We start from the raw sequence: 20,286 nt of genomic DNA, 5'->3' as shown, positions 1-20,286 counted from the left end.
ATTGAAACTCATACTAATTGTAGATAACTACGATAGCTTTGTATACAACATAGCTCAAATAGTTGGTGAATTAGGTGGCGCACCTATTGTTGTTAGAAATGATGAATTGTCGATTAAAGCTGTTGAGAGAATAGATCCAGATGCAATAATTATATCCCCTGGTCCTGGAACACCAGAAAGAAGAGAGGATATCGGAGTATCCATCGACATAGTCAAGAGATTTTATAGATCAACACCTATACTTGGTATATGCCTTGGTCATCAAATTATAGGCTATGCATTTGGTTCTAGAATTAGAAGAGCTAGAACTATTATGCATGGAAAGATATCGCAAATAGAAATACTAAGTGATGTGGAGATATTTAGAGGTGTTCCCAAAATAATTAAGGCTACTAGATATCATAGCCTAGTCGTTGACTCCCCACCACCAGAAATGATTGTAGCAGCTATGTCTATAGATGATGAGGAGATAATGGCTTTAGCTCACACCAAGTATCATGTATATGGAGTTCAATTCCATCCTGAAAGCATTGAAACAAAATATGGTAAGAAAATACTGAAAAACTTTATTGATTTGGTGTAGAAACTATGCCAAAAATTGTTTCACCATGGCTTAAAGAGGTTATTGAGCATAACTTATCTAGACCGGTTTTAAGGATATCAAGGTTTAGAGATATTTACAGTCTTGGTGAAAGAATAGAAAAATTCTATAGCACTGGAAAAGTAGCAGTTATAGCAGAGTATAAACTAAGTTCTCCATCCGGTTTCAGAGTTGATAGAGATGCTGTAGAGTATGTAAAAATTGTTGAAAAACATGCTGTTGGAATAAGTGTCTTAACTGAAGAGCTTTACTTTAAAGGAAGCTACAGAGATTTAATTAAAATAGCTGCTTGCACCAACATACCAATTTTGATGAAGGACATAATTATTTCTAGAAATCAAATAGAAACAGCTTACAACATTGGTGCTGATGCAGTTTTGTTAATAGCATCGATATTAACAGATAAAGAGCTTGAGCAACTATATGAAGATGCAAAAAGCTTTGGACTAGAAGCTGTTGTTGAGATTCATAGCTTAGACGAAGCAGAAGATGTTATAAACATGGGATATCTAATGATAGGTGTTAATGCCAGAAATTTAAATACTCTTAAAATAAGTTTAGAACATGCATATACAGTTCTTAGTTTCATACCCAACAAATTTATAAAAATTGCTGAAAGCGGCATAAGAAGTGTTGAAGACGTTAAGTATCTTAGAAATGCTGGTGCAAAAGCATTTCTAATTGGAACAGAGCTTATGCTCAATCCAAATAGGATATATCAATTAACTGAAGCTAGCTATTTATAATCAATGCAATGAGTTGTCTATCTATGCCTGATTTAAATTTATAAATATTTGCAAGAGAATTGAATGCTAGTTAGACTTTTAAGTCTTGGAATTGATATAGGTGGTATTTATAGCTGCTAAGAAAATTGAATTTGATATAAATGCTTTAGATCTTGAAATATTAAAGCTTCTAGTTAAGCGTGTAGAGCTTTTGAAAGAACTGGGATATGAAAATGCTAGATTTGTGCTAAGGTCTAGACTAAATAGGTTTTTAGATGATGTTGCTCAGCACTATGCGTTACCAAGAGATTCTTTAGCGCTTTTGCTTAGCTACATAGATGGTTTTACACTTCAGCTTTTAAAACCTCTATCTGTTGGTTTTCTTGGTCCTAGGGGGAGTTTCACAGAGGAAGCTGCAATAAAAATATTTAGTGATCTTGGAGCAAGACTTGTTTCATATAATTCAATTCAAGATGTTTTCAAAGCTGTTGAAGCTGGTGAAATAGATTATGGTGTTGTGCCCTTAGAGAATTCTCTAGAGGGTAGTGTAGGGGAAACACTAGACATGCTCACATACTCAAATGTGAAGATATGTGGCGAAACTGAGCTTAGAATAAGTCACTGCCTAATAGCAAAACCTGGAACGAAACTTGAAGACATAGAGATTGTTTTGAGCCATCCAATGGCATTGGCTCAGTGTAGAAGCTATATAAGCAATAAGCTGAAAAATGTTAGAATCGAGACGAGGGCAAGCACAGCTGAGGCTGTGAAGGAGGCTGTTAGCAAAGAGAGGGTAGCAGCCATAGGTTCAGCACTTGCAGCTAAGCTATATGGAGGAGAGATAATTGCTAGTGGGATAGAAGATAACAGAGAAAACTACACAAGATTTATAGCAATAGGCTTTAAGCCTCTTGATAAAGGAGTAGAAACAAAAACCTCGATAATATTTACTGTAAAGAATGTTCCAGGAGCACTTTACAAGGCTCTAGAGCCATTTGCTATTAGAGGTATAAACCTAACAAAAATAGAGTCGAGACCAATAAAAGGAAGGCCATGGGAATACATGTTCTTTGTAGACTTTGCTGGATCCATTGAAGATGCCAAGGTTGTTGAAGCTTTAGAAGATGTAAAAAGAGTTACAACTTCAATGAAAATACTTGGATCTTATAAAAGAATTGTATAGACACAGCTTCAGTACTGCTTGTATTGCTTCGATATTTTACCTATATTCTTTTATTTCCAGTAAGATAATGCTAGAGCTTATAAAACCAAAATTTGTTGTGTTTTAAGCCAAAGATTTTTTGTTTTTAACGCTATTAAGTGTAATGTCAATTCAATTCAAATTTATTGAAGCTAATATGTAAAAGCACCTTGCAGTTGCTTAAGAAAATTATGATGGTAATGCGTTATTAGAGTTGAAAACCTCTGTCACAAAGCCAAAACTTTAATAATTTGTTTTCAAACATGTTTAGGTGGCTATGTTCCATGGAACACTTAGAAATAGATTTAAAAAGTTTAAACAATGAGCTTAGAGCAAAATTTGAAAAGCTTTTGAATTGGTTTAGAGATATTGGAGGACCTGTAGTAGTGGCATTTTCTGGTGGTGTTGATAGTTCAGTGGTTCTAGCTGCTGCTACCCTTGCCCTCGGCAAGAACAATGTCATTGCTGTTACAGCTGTATCGCCAACATACCCCGAGGATGATCTTCACTGGGCAAAAAAGATTGCTAGTATCCTTGATGTTAAGCATGTTTTTGTTGAAAGCAACGAGCTGCAGAATCCATATTTTGTTGCTAACCCTCCGAATAGATGTTATTTCTGTAAAAAGTCTCTCTCGAAAGAGTTAAAGGATGTTGCTAATAAATTCAATGCAAAAACCATAGTTGATGGAACAAACTTCTCTGATCTAGCAACTCATAGACCAGGCTACTTAGCATTTAAGGAAGAGGGTGTTAGAAGCCCATTAGCAGAGGTTGGCATAACAAAGGATGAGGCAAGGCTATTGGCAAAAGCTCTTGGCTTACCTAATTGGAGTAAACCACCAATGGCTTGCTTAGCATCTAGAATACCATATGGAGAACAAATAACAGTTGAAAAACTAAGAAGAGTTGCAGAAGCAGAGAAAATTGTAAAGAACTTAGCAGGTGTTACCATAATTAGGGTTAGAGACCATGGACACATAGCAAGAATAGAGGTAGGTCGTGATGAGAGAAGAAAATTCTTTAACGAGGAATTAATGGATAGAATTGCTCAAGAGCTTCAAAAACTTGGATATAAATATGTTACTCTAGATCTTTTAGGTTATAGAAGTGGAAGCATGGATGAAGTATTGTCAAAGAAGATAATACCTCTTCAAAAGCAATAAATATTTATTCCAATTAAGTAAAAATTTAAAAACCTAGATCCTTTGGAAAATACTTTGTATTTGATTTGCAAAAATTGGATTAATGGTGATCAACATTTGTGTATCTTGAGGATGTTAATAGAGTTATTTGTGAAGAGGAGCTGGAATTAGAGGAGTTTCTTGATATTGTTGGTGAGATTCTTAGAAGTGGTGGTGTGGACAAAACAATTGTTGTTGATAGTAGAAGTGGAGAAGTAATTGAAAATAAAAAGTTGTGTGCGGCTTTGAAAAAAATTGGGGTAATACGCTTACCTGTATCACATCAAGTTTCTGAAACCATTTTTATTCCTCTTGAACATCTTGGATTTTTTGAAGACATTAAGCCTAGCAAATATAGAGTTTTTATGGATACTGAAGAGCTTCTTTACAGAAATTGGCCAACACCTTTGGTAAAACTGAGGAAATCATCTATTAATGGTAGAGTTGCTTGGGCTAAGCTAGAGGGTTTTAATCCTTGGAGTATGAGTGTTAAGGATAGAATTGGTTGGTATATGTTTAAAAAGAGTCTAGAAAAATCTGGTAAAGAAAATATTAGAATGCTTGTGGAAGCCACGTCAACCAATACTGGTTTAGCTATTGCTGCTATGTGTACTATTTATGGTTCTAAGCTAAGAGCATATATACCATCAACTGTTTCCACAACAGGCGAGATTCTATTGAAGATCTTTGGTGCTGATGTTATTAGATCTCCAAAGTCCTTAACTGTTGAGCTTATTGATGAAGTTGAAGATGTTGCGAAGAAACAAAGTGCTATTCATCTAAATCAATTTTACAATGATGCAAACTTTGAAGTTCATTTAAGATACACAGCCAAAGAATTAGAGCTTCAAATTAGGGAAGCTGGAATAATTCCAAAAGCAATTTTTGGAGGACTTGGAACATCAGGACATTTATCAACCATAGCATTTTACTTCAAAAACAGATTCAAAGAGGTTAAGATATATGGTGTTGTACCTAAACAGGGAACATTCATTCAGGGCATTAGAAGAATAGAAAGCGGAATGAAATGGGTACACAAAGTGGAAATAGATAAAATTGTGGAGATATCACCAGATGAAGCAGCCAAAGCTGTTTTAGAAATTGTTAGAAATGATGGAATATTTGTTGGTTTAAGCAGTGGAGCTGTTTACGCGGCATACAAGAAAATGGTTGAAAACAAGGAGCTTGAGGAAGGAGACTACATTCTTATCTTTCCAGACATGGGGTTTAAGTACGTAGAGCAGCTGTCAAAATATATATGATTCCGTAAAGATTGACAAAACCTCATCTGCACATACATGTTTTTATTCTTAATAACGTTAAATCTGCTATTTATTGTATTCAACAATAATTCAGACTTAGAGAAGCTTGTTATAAATGAAAAAGTTTTAACCTTTGTCGCCTATTCCTTCCCTGTGGTTACAATGTTATCTGAACACAGAAAATACTTGGAATTATTTGTGAAAATGATTGATATTGAAAAGAGCTATGCTGAAGCACTTTCCGAATTGGGTAATAAAATAAATCATCCTGTTTTAAGATCAATATTCATAGCTGTTGCCAATGATAGTATTAAACATTCACAATTATACAAATCAATTACAGAATTGCTCACATCTCCTCAACCAGTAATATCAGATAGTGAACTAGAGATAATCTCTAAAGAAATTGAGAAGCACATAGAGACAGAAGCACAAATGATTAAAATAGTTGGAGAAGCTCTTCAGCACACAAATGATCCAAGACTTAAACTAATTCTAGCTGCTATATATGAGGATGAGGTTAAACACCATAAAATATTGATAGACATTAGAGAAAATATAGCTAAGAAAGAAGTCATCTCTGAAGAAGATATTTGGGAACTTATTTGGAGAGATAGTCCATGGCATGGAACTCCAGGAGGTTAGGCAATCCAAGAAAAACCAAGGCATATTCAAAGTAGAAAACTAGGTATGTCCATGGTTTGTCACCAAGTGTTTAATTCGTTAAAGAATCTAAATTTAGATTTTAAAGTTGTTGAAAAAAGTGGTAGATTTCCAGAGGAAAAAACCTTTGAATTTTACGTGGGCTACAAAGATTCTTGGCATAGACTCTTAATAATAAAATTTTTTCATGGTAGACAACCATTTTATAGAAAGTGGATAGAGATATTCTTCATAAGTCCAGAAATAGTTATTAGCGAGAAAAAATATCGTTTTTTGAACTCAGAGGAGGAGAGAAAGCTTATAGAATGTTTGTCTAGATTTATTGACGCAGGAGAGAGAATATTTATCGAGTATATCTATGATGTTGAAACTTGGAAGGCTTTGGAAATGGGCACACCACCACATTTAACTAGGCTGGGGTTTATGCTACTTGAAAATGGGTTTACATGGTTTAAAGACTGGTATTTTCCAGAGGGTTTTATGGAGGGAAATCCAAAAATTCAAGCAGAAAAGCCTGTTGATGACATTGCCAAGAATAGGCATCTAAAAGAACTTTGTATAGAAACATCAATTTTTGCTGAAAAGGCTATGAAGTTTATTCAGCAGAACATATATAGGAAAATATTTGAATCAGTTTACAACAGAATAGAAAAAATACTAAACACAATGTGCAAGAACATGACATAATTAATGAGACAAATCTATATTATCCAACTTCTTAACTGGAATATACAAGACCCAGAAGCACTATACATTCACATTAATCCAATGCAATTATAACAATATGAGTAAATGCTTCTAATGCTCGTAAATACTTTGAAGTTTATTAACATGAATATGGTAAGCAATACAATAAACAGATATGTTATAGCAAATAAGGAGGTCTGGTAATAGCCTATGTTCTTCATGATTTTTGAAAAAATATATTGTTTAAGGCTTTGCAAGAAGAGACTACATTGTATTCTTTTTCACTTAAAAAGCTGTACTTAACATAGAGTTTGTTATTTCAAAAATCTTTAGCTTAGCTTTGTTAAAACTACTTGAAGAAGTTGAAATACTTGCTATTGAGTATGGTCAAGAAGCTGACTTTATTGTTATTAAAGCTAAATATTTTTAAAGTGTAAAGCTGGCATAGTCTGATCCAAGGTAGAGTTATAAAAGGTGTTTGATTCGAGGTTTTGCTGATGATGCATTCTATTCCTGTTCTTTATATATCTTCAATGCTATATCCTTTTCTAAAAACTCTATACATATCTCAGCTTTATTGTTTGTAACAATGATTTTTGCATCTGCACAATCTCTCCAGTGGTTGTATTCCAAAACTCTACAACATACTTTCCTTCCTCTAATCCAATCAATTCTATTGTGACATTTTTCAAGGTTTCCACATCTCTATCTGCTACAACAATATTCCACCAGTTGTAGTCTCTATTTCTGATCCACAACATTGCAAACGTTTTATTGCTTAACCCAATTACCTGTACTTTTGCCTTTGCATAAACGGCATTTTCAAATACTATATAGTCCCATGTGAACCAATTAACCTCATCATTATCTATTTTAATCTCGTAACTCCCTGGCCCAAGCTCTAAAACAACATCAATGTTGTACTCATTGGCAACCTCATCTCCTTTACTATCTTTGTCAGGTAGTGGCATGTCCAAGTGTTTGCTATTGTTAACATATATCACAAGCTGGGCTGAACCTTTTCCAACAGAATTCGCATGCAAAATCATCTTGCCCTTATCCAAAAACCTAACCTTAAATACTGGGTTTAACACTCTCTGTGAATGGCTTTTGCCATAGATGAAGCTGCTCAGAAGACTTGTATCCCCTTCAACAACACCATCAATATGTGTAACAAATATATTATTTTGTTTGTTATGTTGTTGAAACCCATCCTGTTGTTGAATAAAGAATTATAGATGCTATTTCACCTCTCTCTGTAGACGCCTCCTTGACTATGACACTTACCTCCTTCAAACCGCTCTTAACTAAGTCAACACCTTTCAAAAATGTTGAAAATGCTTTGAAGTGATAGAAGAGACTATACTTCTCTATTTGCACATCCCACCACCAGCTCATAGCCGATATTGATGTGCCTGATAAAGCTGAGCTCCAAAGACTTTCGTGAAGACCAATACCATTTTTATCCAAGGCCCAGTATGGTGTGTCTGTGAAACCAGGTATTTCAATCCATCTATAGTCTACGCTAAACTCTGTTACAATCACAGGTTTTCTATACAAGGTTTAGAGATTTTGAATCACATTGTGTATTGCAGTTGCAACATCCTTAAGCTCTGTTGGACCATATATATGAACTGTTATAACATCTATGTTATCTAGTCTCCATACTCTTAGCTAGAACCATAATAGGATAGGCTAATAGTTACAATTCTTTTGTATGGATCTAAAGATTTTATGTAGCTAGCAATGTCGTTAATTCACTTCACAAAGGCATCTCTATTTGCAAAAAAGCCTGTTATTAAATTAGCTTCGTTCATTATTTCCCATACGATTATGTTTGGAGAATAACCCCATCTAGCTATCATACACCTAATTCTATCCTTAAACATTTTTATAGTCAATGGATTAGACCAAAACTCTTCAAGCGATTTGAGCGACTCACCATTTGCAACATTGTATAGATTTTTGCTCCACTGATCTGCTAATTCATTATGCCACATAAAAACAGGTATTATATATTATATATTGTTTTCCTTGGCAAATCTAATAATCTCATCTATTCTAGCTGCATCAGATAAGCTGTAGCGATATGCACTAGATTCCAGATTTAAAGCCCATGACACAAGACCTATTCTAACAACCTTGACCCTAAGCTCTCTTAGTCTTTCAAACCACTTTTTGTAAAAGGATATCGCTTCATTCTTAATTCTTACCAGGTGGCCAGGCAAGGTTTATACTAACCATTATCTCGGAGCTTCCATTGTTGAACACAAGGTATTTGCCATTATGATCTATAACCGGAAATCCCCTGCCTTCTGAACAATTCTTAACAGGAATTACAATGTTGTTGCTGGTAGTTTTCATACCAATGCTATTAACTGCCTCAATACGTATTCTGTACTCTCCCTGCTTAAGTGGCGTAAACCTTAAGCTCCATATGTATGGAGATGTAAATACAACTACACGCTCATTAGGTGCAATACTTTGGATGGTGTAATTTCTTGTGTAGAAAGCTGGAACAACTAGGGTTTTACCCTCTGGTGTTGTTACATAGCCTACTACATCTATATCACTTGAATTGAACGGATTTAAATAGCTTATTTCTAGTAATATTAAACATTATTTCAACAACATCATAGCGCACACCCTCCTCTGAATGATAAACTACATTAATAGATGGTTTGACTATAGGCGAGGTTGTACAGTTATCAAGGTTTTTAAAGCTGCTTCAGTTTTGGCTTCAGTAGCTACAGTAGTTGTTGTTTGAGCAGTTGTTAGTGTTACTGTAACTCTTTTACTCACCTCCACAACAGTGCTAAGTTGTGTTTGCTCCAGAGGTCTTGTCACCAAAGTCGTTTCAACAGGTTTCTCAACCTGTGTAGGGGTTGGGGCTAAAGTTTTTGATCCTTTACTTAAAGGAAAGATGTTCATGACAAATAATGAGACTGTTATAATTAAGATGATTCCAACAACAATTAAGATCAAGAGCTGTTGCCTCGCTGTGAATATACCACAAGGTTTTGTTATTTCAGTACAGTATTTAACATGTAGTAAATCAATAAGGTTTCAAATCTTTGTTGAGAAGATGGTGTAGATTGTGCATGTGGATAATATGTGAGTTTAAAAGTATTTGAAGATTTAACTATTTCAGCTAAAGGTTATAGCATCTATTGAGTGTCTAGACATTCTAATTCTTAGCCTTAGCTCATCACTGCTATTGATAACCTCTTCAATTCTGGCATTGCCAAGAACAACACCATTAAGCTTTGTCAAACCTGATACGCTTTTATAGATCACCAAGTCAAAGTATTTATTGTGAAGATTCTCATTAGTAATTGCAATGCTCTTGGACTTGTACAAAACTAGGCCTATGCCAGAGGTTTCGTTTAGGTCTATGGATGTAGCTTGTCTAGTTTCAATTTTAATCCCAACAAATTTTGCTACAACATCTCTGAGAGTTTGGCGAGCAATTTCTGGAAATGTACTTGATAAAGCTAGTGGGTATTTCAGAATGGGAGCTACTATAATGCTGGCCTTTTCATATTTTATTTCATAGAGAGCTGGATATCTATTGCCGAATTTATCTACAGCATATAGATGAACTATGGCATTCTTATCAATGTTTAGTATTGGGCCCAAGGGGTATAGATGTGGTCTTCTATGACTTCTCGAACTAATGATTTTGCCATCAATAAACGCAACAGCGTCTACAACATCCTTAACTATGGGCGCATATTTATCAACACCTATAAGATCTAAACTTTGAACACCTTTAACAAGATCCTCAACAGCACCAGTTGTTAAAACAATACTTATACCTTTTCTCAACAAACCATCTACATCTATATATTTTGTGGTAAAGCCTTTAACAAGAACTACTTCCCCCTCAGCAGTTTTGTCAATAGGTTTAGATGTTATTGGTATCCCCATATAGCCTAAAACATCCTCAACATAGTTATCACTAGGATTTGCTATGGGAATTTGAATTGCTGGCACCACCAAACCCCTCTTCTCATCTGTAATCAAATTCTCAATTCTTTTTAGCAGCAGCAAATCCCTTTCAACAAGTTTCACATGATCTGCTCTACTCTCAATACTTTGCGGTATGCTTCCAACACTCTTTGATTCCTCACCCACCTCCTGAACAACATATTCAATTCCCTGGAAAAACGTTACTTCATCTACTTTTCCAAGAAAACTATACCAAAGCTGTTCAACAAATATTTCTGGGGTTATAACTGTTGGAATCCCAAGTCCGTTATAAGAATCGAACCATGCACCTTTAAGCTTGTCTCCAACCAATGCCCTAACATAGTCTATTATAAAGAGTGAACCATATCTGATAGTCCCTTCTCTAGATTCGGTACCAACGTATAGTCCATCAAATATTTGAGTCATTAATTTGAGGTCGAGACCTCTATGCAAAAACTGCTCACGCCATTCAGCAACTTTCAAAACAACTTTAACATTACTGTTAATCTCCTTAGCCTTACTATACAATCTTTTTGATGCTGATGCAAGTAAACTCTTGGAGTACTCAGACCATAGCCTCGCTATTTCATGGTCAAATGAAAGCAAATACCTAAGCTGTTTGGAATCTAGGGAAAGGCCATAGATCTTGTTAAACTCCTCTATTTGCTCCTTTGAATAACACCAATTAGCCCAGAAATCATCTATCAAAATTTCGTCAAACACTTTCGCTTGATTAATGATAGCTTTTTCAAAAATCTGAAGATTTTTCTCATCATCAATACAAGCACACACACTCCACCAATCAGCATTTCTACCCATGCCAAAACCCCAAGTACCTATGGCAAGACCGCCTGCAACACTAAACTCCTTCTCAAACATGTCTCTAACCCTAGCCACATCATCTACACCAAGCAGTTGACCATCCCTATAATTCTCTATATAAACCTTTTGAAAACCTAGTCTATTCAATACGGAGACAAGTGTTTCGAACTTAGAACTATCACTTAGAATAGCTTTTACAGAAGGCAAAGCAATGTATAACGCAAATTTTGTTGCCAATTCTCTTGCACCATAATTAGCCTTAGTATTAATCAAAATAAAAATTTAATTTTGTATAGTAAAATAAAGAACCAGTAGTGTACCGGTACTAACTAGTAGCAACCAAAATAATTGAATTACTCTAATGAACTTTTAGAAAATTCTAAATTACATATTTTAAGCATTGACAAATATTTTTTAGTTTTGCACATAGTATGAATTATTGCATCATCTTTCAGTGGTAATGATATGCTGAATCTCTTGTTTTGATTTTTAGGAATTTGATTTATTTCATGCTCTGATGTTTTTCACATATTCTTCATAAATATTTTTAGATACGAATATTGGAAGTATGCTAAAGTATATTAGATCCTGTGATTTGTACCAAGGACCTTCTTTCCATATACATACTTTACACACTATATTTCCTCCAGCTTTCTTAACTAAATTTTCTAGAGCATTTATTGTTCCACCTGTTGAAACTACGTCATCAAATATGCAAATTCTTTGATTTTTAACTAGATTTGCATCTTCTCTTGTTAGAACCAGTATTTGCTGTTCTTTTGTTGTAATCGACTTTACGTTCTCAACTATATACTCCTTCATATAGCCTTTAACACTTTTTCTTGCAATAACAAATCTCTTATGTCCAAGGTTTTTAGCAATTTCATATGCTATTGTTATTGCCTTGGCTTCTGCAGTAACTATAACACTTGGACTAAAACGTTTTATAGTTTCTGCTATTTCTCTACCTGCAACATCTATAAACTCAACATCTCCTAAAACAAGTTCTGCATCAGATGCTATCCACAGCCCATTATCTATTGGCACTATGGGCAAGTCTCTAGTAAGACCAAATACATTTACTCTATAAAACTTCTGCCCCTCATATAACAAAACACTGCTCATCTAGATCAACCCAAAAACATAATGTGATATTGCAATCAGCAAAGTAATTATAGAAACAAAAATCATCATTATATCTAACAAGCTTAACTTTTTACCTTTACAACATCTTCTTTGCTTTCTTAATGAAAATGCTTTTAGCTCCATGGCTAAAACAATGTTATCTGCTACCTCTATTCCTCGTATAAGAAATGGGATGAGCAGATATGAGTAATTTTTAATTCTTTTTAGTAAGGAGCCTTTTTCCAACTCTAAACCCTTTACCATTAACGCTTCTTTAATAGATATGTACTCATCAGATAATGTATCTACGAATCTTAGTGAAAGAGCAAGTGGAAAAACAATTGAATAGGGAATTCTGAAATACTCCAAACCTTTAACAAGATCTTCTGGTTTAACACAAAGGATAAATGATATAGAGACAGATATTAGTGCGAACAACCTAGTAGCTGCAAAAACACCTATTGCGAAATCAGATCCCATATAACTTACGTGAAAAAGAGACATTCGATGGAAAAGAGACCATATTACGAAGGCTACTACTATTAGTGGAGAAAACTTTGCCAAGAGTCTTAAAAACCTCTTCCAACTCTGGCTAGAAACTGTTATGAGAAATGCTGCAAGAGATATTAGCAGTAGATATGTTATGTCCTTTACAATAAATATTAGTGCAAACAACACCATGAAAAGAACGAGCTTTGTTCTAGGATCTAGCAAAGCCATTTTGTTATGCACCTCCAACAAAAATCTTGTTAAATATCTTCAAAGGCCTTATCCCAGTGTTCCTAACGAAATTATCATTGAAGAAAATTGATTGATTTGAATCAGTTACAACAACACCATTATTTAAAACAACAACTCTATTACATAGCTTAGCAGCTATATTAGTATCATGAGTAACAATTACAACAGCTTTTCCCTGCATATACATGTAGTCCACAAGTGATTTTAGCATAGAGAACATAATTAAATCACATGATGTTAAAGGCTCATCAAGTATGAGCACATCTGGGTTCATGGCAAGTGCTGATGCTATATGCAATCTAATTTTCTCACTTCTACTCAAGTTGTATGGAGCCTCAAACATTTTATCATAAAGACCAGTAAACCTCAAGGCATTTTCAGCAAATTCTTTAGGCAACCCAATGTTTCTACAACCAAAGTAAACCTCATCAAATACTGTCTCAAATACTGTGTACCTCTCTGGGTTTTGAAAAACTACTGTAACATGTTTAGCTATATCCGAAGCAGAATACTTCCTTGTATCCTTTCCCAAAACAACTACTCTTCCTTTAGAAGGCTTTAGAATACCACTCATAAGCTTTACAAGTGTTGTTTTACCTGATCCATTAGATCCCATTATAGCTACAACATCACCTCTTCTTATACTTAATGAAATGTTTTTGATGATATAGTCTGTATCTGGGTATTTGAACCATACATTCTCTACTCTTATCAATTCCTCTTCTTTCATGTTCTTCGAAACTTTAGATTTTGTTAATAAGTCATGTGGTTTAACCTCTCCACATTCTATTGCATTCCCATTCCAGCCATTATTTCCAAGAACAATGGTTTTATCTATCACATTCTCTATTCCATCAACACATTTAGAAAGAACTACAAAGCTCATTCCTTCGTTTTTAAGTCTTGCAATAATGTTTTCTAAGCTTTTAATTCCAATCCAGTCAAGATTAAGTGTTGGATCATCTAATATAACAACCTTTGGTTTTGCAGCAATTACAGAGGCTATGGCAAGTCTTTGTTTTAAACCTCCAGATAGTTGGGATGTGCGATAACTTCTATACTTTTCCAATCCAAGAGATTTAAGAGCCCAATCAACTCTTCCCTCAATTTCATGTTCATCAAGACCCATGTTCTCTAAAGCAAATCTTACATCTTCTTCAACTGTTAAACCAAATAACTGCGCTTCGTAATTCTGCATAACAAGACCTATTTTACTTGCTAAATCACCAGGTTTCTTACCTAGAATGTTTTCACCATCTAAAACAATTTCCCCATGAACCTCAGCAGCTATTCTATTTGGTATAATGCCTGTTAAGCAATATGCAAGAACTGTTTTACCTGATTCAGCAGGACCCAGAATAGCTATAGCCTCTCCTCTACCAAGAGAGAAGGATATGTTACTAAAAACATTTTTCCCGTTAAAAGAACAACTCAAGTTTTTAACAACAAACATGCTATAATCTCCACCTAATAACATTTCTTCTAAGCAGTGGAGGAACAATAATTCTAGCTGCTAACGGTGTTCCTACAAGAATTGGAGGTAAATCACTAAGAGAAAGAAGAGCTACAGCAGGTCCAAAGGGTGCTACACCAACTAAGTCAAATCCTATTGCGACGATTGGAACCATTACTATGCCCGAAGCTAGGGAAATAACTGCTATCTTTACTAATCCTCTTCTGCTTAAAGCATCACTTGGTTTACACAGCAAACCAGGTATTAAACCAGTTAAGCCAACACCAACCAGATCAAACACAGGTGTTGCTGGATTAAAGTAACCTCCTATAATAGCCCAGAGGGTATTGCCTATAGCACCTGACAAGAACCCTATTACAGGGCCATAGATAATGCCAAAGAGGCATGGCAAAAACGCTAAAACCCTCCAATGTATAGCACCTGGTATTAGAGGTATTGGCGCTGTTAACAAAAACCCTACAGCTGTAATAGCTGATGTCACAGCTATATAGGCTATTGCTGTAGTTGCATCTGGCTTTCCATATTTCATAGATGAAACCTCCATAAACTTGCACCAAACTATTTTTCTATGTGAAAACTATACACACAGAATTTAAAAGCACTTTATTTAATACCTATGTAAATATATACATTAGTTATGTATATAATCAGAAATAATGCACATGTTACTTCATCAATTTACTATACCACAACAATCTCTAGCTACAAACCAAAGTAATCTTCTTTTCAAACGAATGGAATAAGTTATATTAGTAATGCCTTTTATAGAATAGTAGAAAACCATATGAATTATTGAAATATTTGTTTTAATGTATTTCGTTAATGCGGCGACCGAGATCTGAACCCGGGATCTATGGTGGGTCATATGACAAGTCATATGATAGGCAGGCCAGTGCACCTCTTGGTTGGAACCCTGTTGCGGGTCTTAACCTAGATTCAGAGGTTCAGAGTTTCTCGGTTGGGTCAGGGATTTTGTTTCCAAGAGCTATTATGAGAAGAATATGAAGATCTGTGTGAGGTATCTAAGGTATTTGGCCTCATCAGCCAGATTTGCCCAGGTTCTGGCTATAAAAACTCCTAAGGTGAGGACGCACATACTCAAGGTTATTGCTAATTTCACTAGGTTCCTCGATAATAAGTATGAAACAACGATATGTAGTGATCACTATGAGATTCTTAAGAAGAGGCTGAGGATAAAATGGAGCATTGAGCCCCTCAATCCGAGGAGAATTCCGAGTATTGATGAGTTCACTGACATCGTCTCTATATCGAGCAATGCTTATATAAACTATGGTCTATTCATATATCTCCTCTCAATCTCAGGGCTAAGACCCTCTGAGGCGAGGCATATAGAGATTAGGGATGTGATAACACCTATTATGAAGGGGTCAAGCACTAAAAGAGCTTACTATTGCTTCGTAACTGACAATTATCTAAAGATAGCCTTGAATTAAGCAGAGATATCAGTAGTTCACACTATATTCTCTAAGGCATTTCTTGTAAAATATTACCAAACTACAGGTAAGACCTCGGCATGGGGTATTGATATCCTTAACACAGCTGATAGGCTTGCTAGAATTCTAATGTCTCTATTCACCGATTACTGTGCAAACACTGAGTATGGAAGGCTATGCCTCGCCCATATAAATATGGAGCACCACCAGCATAATAGGATCGGCTCGGTAGCTGCATATCCTAGCGGATGGGGAGACATAATAGAGTATGCAAATGCTATTCTAGAGAGCGGTATTACAAGATTAGGGTTTTAAGCATCAAGCCTATGGGAACTACTCTCTCCATGTCCTAGAAGGGCGCTCTACCGAGACCTACAACCTCCTGCACTAGAACCCTTTTCTCAAAAATGGCGTGGATGATCGCTTCAACAAGCTTTTCAGCCTCTAACCTATCAATGATAATGTTATTTAAGTTTTAATTAGGAAAAAAATATTAGTTAGTTCAGGCGGCAGTATGATATAAAACTACATCTTGAAATACGGCTGTCCAAGGTTTCGACCCTAATTCAATCAACATAAACATGTACATTAGACAATAATCCAGTAGTATATTTACCTAATCGTGGTTCGTTGTGTTGTTTCTTAGAAAATCCTCATGCGAATTTCGTCTTCAAGTAACTTAAGTTCAATAAACGCTCATCTATCAAACAACATGCCTTGTCATTATTTAACAAATAAAGCAACACTTGATGTATAGTTATAACCTAAAAATAACTATCTTTTTATTGATCTTATTCTCCATAGCACAGGTGTTATAGCAACTGTTACAACGATTGCTGAAATGATAAAGATCTGTTGTGGTAAGTCGGATGATGTCTGCAATATTTCTACAGTTTCTGTATGCTTTATCTTCTCGATCTCCACTATTTCTGTGTGATTTATCTTCTCGACAGGTTTAACTTCACCAGGTAGAGGTATGGCTGGTGGTGGAGGCTGTGCAACTAGTACCACGATATCCTGGTAAGGTAGATACTTTCTTAATAATGGGTTTAGAGTCTTCACAGAGTTGGCAACATCCTCTATTGCCTCATTGAAGCTTCTATTAGTTGCAATAGCTAACTCCTTAATACACGAAATGTTAAACCATATATTGACTCCATAGAGCGATTCTCCCATGCTAACAAAGCAAGAGATCTTTTTCAGATTCTCATAGAGATCTTGAGCATCAAAGTATGAGGGTATTCCACTACTCAAAGTCTCGATAACAACAATCTTATGACTCCTAGCAATATCTGAGAGCTCCTTAGCAATCTTCTCAACATCAATACCATTCTCAGCTACAACATCAATTCTAATCACATTATTACCAAGGAACAAGACCCATGCTTCACGAGCTCTAGTTACATTGAGTGCCCGCATAATCGCACTCATAACCTCATTATCTGACGCATCTAAAGCATTCAAACTGTCAATAGTCTTTACAATTCTATAACCATCAACGGTCATGGTAATGCGTAGTCTTAAATAGGTTGCTCTAGGACCTATAAATTTACCAATTATTTCATTAACAAGTTCTGACGAGAACGTTACTGCATCCATGTTTGGTAACACTAAGAGCCAATAACCATTACCTAAATACGTGAGAGCAGATCTATTTATAGCAACTATCACAAGATTATCGTAGTCATATATAGTGTATATTTGTATATTACTATCAGCCAACGCCATGGGAATGCTAGACACTATGACTAACATAAGCATTATTGTTATTAACGTTCCAACTCTCATCAGTACACCACCTTTCATACCAGTTTTCTCATTTAGGGTATTTATTTTTTTGTATATCAGAGTATGAATTGCTGTGATTGCAATGCACCATTGAGGCAATTAGAATGTTGTTTGCATATTTGAATTGAGGAAACGAGGAATGTAGATAAATAAGTTTTGTTAGAAAAATATTTTTTGTTGAGGTTTATTTCTATGGGTGTTTGCAAACTTCTCGATCTATGTAGAGAGGTGCGGCGGCCGGGATTTGAACCCGGGATCTCCGGCTTGGGAGGCCGGCGTCCTAGACCAGGCTAGACGACCGCCGCCAGATGCTTTGATAGTGCTCTGAGTTTTTTAATTTTTGTTTGTCAAGGATTTTGGATTCACAGATTTAGTGCTTATATTCTCGTGGTTTTGTTGGCACTTGTTGGTGTTTGTTGTTGGGGTCTAGGCTTTTATATTATGTTGTACTTGTTTTCGTAGCTGTTTTGTGGGGCAGCTCATTTGTTTTTATCAAGTTTTCTGTTGAAGTTGTTTCTGGTTTTGGCTACACTTTTTACAGAATGCTTTTTGCTGTTGCTTTGTTAACACCATTTGTTTTGTATAGACTGTTTACTGGCTTGTTTGATTCTGCTGGATTTTTTGGTGGCGTTGTTACAGGTGTTGCTTATTTGTTTGGTCTTCTTCTTCAAGGTATTGGAACGAGGTACACCACACCATCGACGAGTGCTTTCATAACTGGGCTTAATACTGTTCATGTGCATGTTTACTGCGCTTTTGTTGAGAAAAGCTATGGTCTTTCCCTCTTAGCTTCACTTATACTTGCATTGCTTGGTCTCTACATGGTTACATTACCTAGTGGTGATTTTGGCTTTGGAGAGCTCATGGTTTTTGCTGGTTCAATAGCTTGGGGAGCTCAAATAGTTCTTGTGTCGAGGTATAGCAAAAATGTTAAGAGTTTTTCTGATTTTCTCTACGGCATGTTTATTCCCTCGCTTTCACTAGCACCAATAACACTTGCTTCTGACAATATCTCATCAGTAGGCTTTGGAACATGGCTCTACATTTTCTATCTAGCTGCTGCATGCTCAATAGCTGCATCGCTTCTTCAAGTAATTGGGCAAAGGCATGTGAATCCAGCTATAGCATCTACAATATATCTTCTAGAGCCTTTATTCGCATTTCTATTCTCTGTTGCTATATATGGTGAGGAAATAGATGTTAGAAGAGTGGCTGGTGGAGCTCTAATCACATTAGCAATATATGTAGCATCAAAAAGCAATTCAAACACTTGTAGCTAGACCATGCACAAATCTTGTTTCTCTAAATAATCTTTATAGACATTTTCTCAAGCTCTTTCCTAATCTCATCAACAACTCCCTTCTCTGGAGTTTCAAAAATAATTTCAACAACTGCATAGCCTACTGGAGTAGCTAAGCTATATCTATCATGTCTAATGTCTATTATGTTGCATCTATATCTATAGAAAATATTTAGAGCTTTTAGCAACTCCCCGGGAACATCCCTCAAAACAATTCTAAGCATAGCTACTCTACCATCACTTGCCAACCCCCTCAAAACAACTCTATACAGAGTTGTCAAATCAATGTTTCCCCCACTAACAACAAGCACAACATTTTTTTGCTTTCCAGATAAGTAGCCTTCAAGCAAAGCTGCAAGAGGAAGAGCACCAGCACCTTCTACAACAATTTTTGATCTCTCCATAAGCAAATATATAGCTTTTGCAATAGAATCTTCATCAACTGTTACAACATCATCTACAACCTCATTCATTATCTGAAAAGTTATGTCACCAACACTCTTAGCTACAACAGCATCAGCGAGAGACGGGGCTGGGACAATCTCAATAACTTTTCCATACTGCTTAGAAACAAAGTATTTTGGTGCATTTTTGGGTTCAACACCAATGACTTTAACCCCTGGTCTAAGCTTCTTCAACACTGCTCCCACACCGGATATGAGTCCTCCACCACCAATAGGCACAACAACAACATCCACAGAGGGTAGCTGCTCAACAATTTCAAAACCTATTGTGCTTTGACCAGCAATAATCTCAACATCGTTAAATGGATGAATAAACAAAGCTTTTCTCTCTTCAGCTATCTCCAAAGCCTTTTTATATGCATCATCATAGAACTCTCCAAAGAGAACAACATTTGCTCCATAACCCTTTGTTGCATTAACTTTGAAAACAGGTGTTGTTATAGGCATGACAATAGTTGCTTCAACACCTAGAATAGAAGCTGCATATGCAACACCCTGGGCATGGTTACCACTAGAAGCTGCAACAACACCTCTTGCCCTAGCCTCTTCCAAATGCTTTTGAATTTTGTATAAAGCTCCTCTAATTTTGAAAGAACCTGTTTTCTGCATGTTTTCAAGCTTTAGATAAACACTGTTTCCACTTAACTTGGAAAAGGTTAAGCTGAAGTCCAAAGGAGTTTTGTGAACATGTTTAGAAAGAATGTTTAAAGCTTCTTTGCCATAGCTAATCACAGTATCAACAAGACTATCCAAACAATTACACCTCTTCAAATCCAATTAACATTCAGCAATATTTAAGCCTAGAATATTTTTGCAGATATCTAAC

21 protein-coding genes and 1 tRNA gene are annotated in these 20,286 nt (G+C 35.7%); 9 read left to right on the top strand and 13 right to left on the bottom strand.

Features of this window, described 5'->3' with window-relative positions; translation table 11 throughout:
• Nucleotide 1 precedes the first annotated feature (1 nt).
• The 7 genes from QPL79_RS01725 to QPL79_RS01695 all read left to right on the top strand — a co-directional run bounded on the left by QPL79_RS01725 (nt 2) and on the right by QPL79_RS01695 (nt 6,320).
• Nucleotides 2-583, top strand: coding sequence for an anthranilate synthase component II (locus tag QPL79_RS01725; protein ID WP_285273056.1), 582 nt, complete (start codon nt 2-4; stop codon nt 581-583).
• 5 nt (nt 584-588) lie between these two features.
• The gene (trpC, locus tag QPL79_RS01720; protein ID WP_285273055.1) at nt 589-1,347 is read left to right on the top strand and encodes an indole-3-glycerol phosphate synthase TrpC; all 759 of its coding nucleotides are present in this window, start codon (nt 589-591) and stop codon (nt 1,345-1,347) included.
• Nucleotides 1,348-1,447: 100 nt separating this feature from the next.
• Nucleotides 1,448-2,509, top strand: a complete 1,062-nt coding sequence (gene pheA, locus QPL79_RS01715) for a prephenate dehydratase (RefSeq protein WP_285273054.1) — start codon at nt 1,448-1,450, stop codon at nt 2,507-2,509.
• Nucleotides 2,510-2,811: 302 nt separating this feature from the next.
• The gene (gene larE, locus QPL79_RS01710; RefSeq protein WP_285273053.1) at nt 2,812-3,690 is read left to right on the top strand and encodes an ATP-dependent sacrificial sulfur transferase LarE; all 879 of its coding nucleotides are present in this window, start codon (nt 2,812-2,814) and stop codon (nt 3,688-3,690) included.
• 98 nt (nt 3,691-3,788) lie between these two features.
• A complete protein-coding gene (locus tag QPL79_RS01705; RefSeq protein WP_285273052.1) occupies nt 3,789-4,970 on the top strand; it encodes a PLP-dependent cysteine synthase family protein in 1,182 nt (393 codons plus the stop codon).
• 162 nt (nt 4,971-5,132) lie between these two features.
• A complete protein-coding gene (locus tag QPL79_RS01700) occupies nt 5,133-5,615 on the top strand; it encodes a ferritin-like domain-containing protein (protein ID WP_285273051.1) in 483 nt (160 codons plus the stop codon).
• Between the two features lie 66 nt (nt 5,616-5,681).
• Nucleotides 5,682-6,320, top strand: coding sequence for a DUF1122 family protein (locus QPL79_RS01695; RefSeq protein WP_285273050.1), 639 nt, complete (start codon nt 5,682-5,684; stop codon nt 6,318-6,320).
• A gap of 557 nt (nt 6,321-6,877) precedes the next feature.
• On the opposite strand, the gene QPL79_RS01690 is transcribed toward QPL79_RS01695, so the two are convergent.
• The 10 genes from QPL79_RS01690 to QPL79_RS01645 form a co-directional block, all read right to left on the bottom strand.
• Nucleotides 6,878-7,384 carry a hypothetical protein gene (locus tag QPL79_RS01690; protein ID WP_285273049.1) on the bottom strand — a complete coding sequence of 169 codons (507 nt, stop codon included), beginning with the start codon at nt 7,382-7,384 and terminating at the stop codon, nt 6,878-6,880.
• Nucleotides 7,385-7,514: 130 nt separating this feature from the next.
• Complete coding sequence (locus QPL79_RS01685; RefSeq protein ID WP_285273048.1) at nt 7,515-7,880, bottom strand: hypothetical protein; 366 nt, start codon at nt 7,878-7,880, stop codon at nt 7,515-7,517.
• A gap of 197 nt (nt 7,881-8,077) precedes the next feature.
• A complete protein-coding gene (locus QPL79_RS01680) occupies nt 8,078-8,320 on the bottom strand; it encodes a hypothetical protein (protein WP_285273047.1) in 243 nt (80 codons plus the stop codon).
• Nucleotides 8,321-8,338: 18 nt separating this feature from the next.
• Nucleotides 8,339-8,548 (bottom strand): hypothetical protein, encoded by a 210-nt coding sequence (locus QPL79_RS01675; RefSeq protein ID WP_285273046.1) that lies wholly within the window; start codon nt 8,546-8,548, stop codon nt 8,339-8,341.
• A 457-nt stretch (nt 8,549-9,005) separates the two neighbouring features.
• Nucleotides 9,006-9,305 (bottom strand): hypothetical protein, encoded by a 300-nt coding sequence (locus tag QPL79_RS01670; protein ID WP_285273045.1) that lies wholly within the window; start codon nt 9,303-9,305, stop codon nt 9,006-9,008.
• Between the two features lie 162 nt (nt 9,306-9,467).
• Nucleotides 9,468-11,351 (bottom strand): hypothetical protein, encoded by a 1,884-nt coding sequence (locus QPL79_RS01665; protein WP_285273044.1) that lies wholly within the window; start codon nt 11,349-11,351, stop codon nt 9,468-9,470.
• Nucleotides 11,352-11,621: 270 nt separating this feature from the next.
• Nucleotides 11,622-12,239 (bottom strand): phosphoribosyltransferase family protein, encoded by a 618-nt coding sequence (locus QPL79_RS01660; protein ID WP_285273043.1) that lies wholly within the window; start codon nt 12,237-12,239, stop codon nt 11,622-11,624.
• A complete protein-coding gene (locus QPL79_RS01655; RefSeq protein WP_285273042.1) occupies nt 12,240-12,959 on the bottom strand; it encodes an energy-coupling factor transporter transmembrane component T family protein in 720 nt (239 codons plus the stop codon).
• 4 nt (nt 12,960-12,963) lie between these two features.
• Complete coding sequence (locus QPL79_RS01650) at nt 12,964-14,433, bottom strand: ABC transporter ATP-binding protein (protein WP_285273041.1); 1,470 nt, start codon at nt 14,431-14,433, stop codon at nt 12,964-12,966.
• Between the two features lies 1 nt (nt 14,434).
• A complete protein-coding gene (locus QPL79_RS01645; RefSeq protein ID WP_285273040.1) occupies nt 14,435-14,998 on the bottom strand; it encodes an ECF transporter S component in 564 nt (187 codons plus the stop codon).
• Nucleotides 14,999-15,455: 457 nt separating this feature from the next.
• Here QPL79_RS01645 and QPL79_RS01640 point away from each other — a divergent pair, with 457 nt between their 5' ends.
• On the top strand, nt 15,456-15,908 hold the full coding sequence (locus tag QPL79_RS01640; RefSeq protein ID WP_285273039.1) for a site-specific integrase: 453 nt from the start codon (nt 15,456-15,458) through the stop codon (nt 15,906-15,908).
• A 774-nt stretch (nt 15,909-16,682) separates the two neighbouring features.
• Here QPL79_RS01640 and QPL79_RS01635 read toward each other — a convergent pair.
• Together QPL79_RS01635 and QPL79_RS01630 are read right to left on the bottom strand one after the other, a co-directional pair.
• The gene (locus QPL79_RS01635; RefSeq protein ID WP_285273038.1) at nt 16,683-17,696 is read right to left on the bottom strand and encodes a hypothetical protein; all 1,014 of its coding nucleotides are present in this window, start codon (nt 17,694-17,696) and stop codon (nt 16,683-16,685) included.
• Between the two features lie 229 nt (nt 17,697-17,925).
• Nucleotides 17,926-18,001, bottom strand: a tRNA-Gly gene (locus QPL79_RS01630).
• A 114-nt stretch (nt 18,002-18,115) separates the two neighbouring features.
• Between QPL79_RS01630 and QPL79_RS01625 the strand changes: the two genes are divergently transcribed.
• Complete coding sequence (locus tag QPL79_RS01625; protein WP_285273037.1) at nt 18,116-18,976, top strand: DMT family transporter; 861 nt, start codon at nt 18,116-18,118, stop codon at nt 18,974-18,976.
• A 22-nt stretch (nt 18,977-18,998) separates the two neighbouring features.
• On the opposite strand, the gene ilvA is transcribed toward QPL79_RS01625, so the two are convergent.
• A complete protein-coding gene (gene ilvA / locus QPL79_RS01620; RefSeq protein ID WP_285273036.1) occupies nt 18,999-20,213 on the bottom strand; it encodes a threonine ammonia-lyase in 1,215 nt (404 codons plus the stop codon).
• Nucleotides 20,214-20,286 lie beyond the last annotated feature (73 nt).

Origin of the sequence: Ignisphaera cupida (genome assembly GCF_030186535.1) — an archaeon.
Taxonomy (GTDB): domain Archaea; phylum Thermoproteota; class Thermoprotei_A; order Sulfolobales; family Ignisphaeraceae; genus Ignisphaera; species Ignisphaera cupida.
The sequence above is the reverse complement of the archived record's forward strand: the minus strand, read 5'-3'. Positions and strand labels throughout refer to the sequence as shown.

Excerpts from the sequence above, each read along its gene's own strand:
- trpC (WP_285273055.1), top strand. The coding sequence starts at position 589 with ATGCCAAAAATTGTTTCACCATGGCTTAAAGAGGTTATTGAGCATAAC.
- larE (WP_285273053.1), top strand. The coding sequence starts at position 2,812 with ATGGAACACTTAGAAATAGATTTAAAAAGTTTAAACAATGAGCTTAGA.
- QPL79_RS01700 (WP_285273051.1), top strand. The coding sequence starts at position 5,133 with ATGTTATCTGAACACAGAAAATACTTGGAATTATTTGTGAAAATGATT.
- QPL79_RS01680 (WP_285273047.1), bottom strand. The coding sequence starts at position 8,320 with ATGTGGCATAATGAATTAGCAGATCAGTGGAGCAAAAATCTATACAAT.
- QPL79_RS01660 (WP_285273043.1), bottom strand. The coding sequence starts at position 12,239 with ATGAGCAGTGTTTTGTTATATGAGGGGCAGAAGTTTTATAGAGTAAAT.
- QPL79_RS01655 (WP_285273042.1), bottom strand. The coding sequence starts at position 12,959 with ATGGCTTTGCTAGATCCTAGAACAAAGCTCGTTCTTTTCATGGTGTTG.
- QPL79_RS01650 (WP_285273041.1), bottom strand. The coding sequence starts at position 14,433 with ATGTTTGTTGTTAAAAACTTGAGTTGTTCTTTTAACGGGAAAAATGTT.
- QPL79_RS01645 (WP_285273040.1), bottom strand. The coding sequence starts at position 14,998 with ATGGAGGTTTCATCTATGAAATATGGAAAGCCAGATGCAACTACAGCA.
- QPL79_RS01640 (WP_285273039.1), top strand. The coding sequence starts at position 15,456 with ATGAAGATCTGTGTGAGGTATCTAAGGTATTTGGCCTCATCAGCCAGA.
- QPL79_RS01635 (WP_285273038.1), bottom strand. The coding sequence starts at position 17,696 with ATGAGAGTTGGAACGTTAATAACAATAATGCTTATGTTAGTCATAGTG.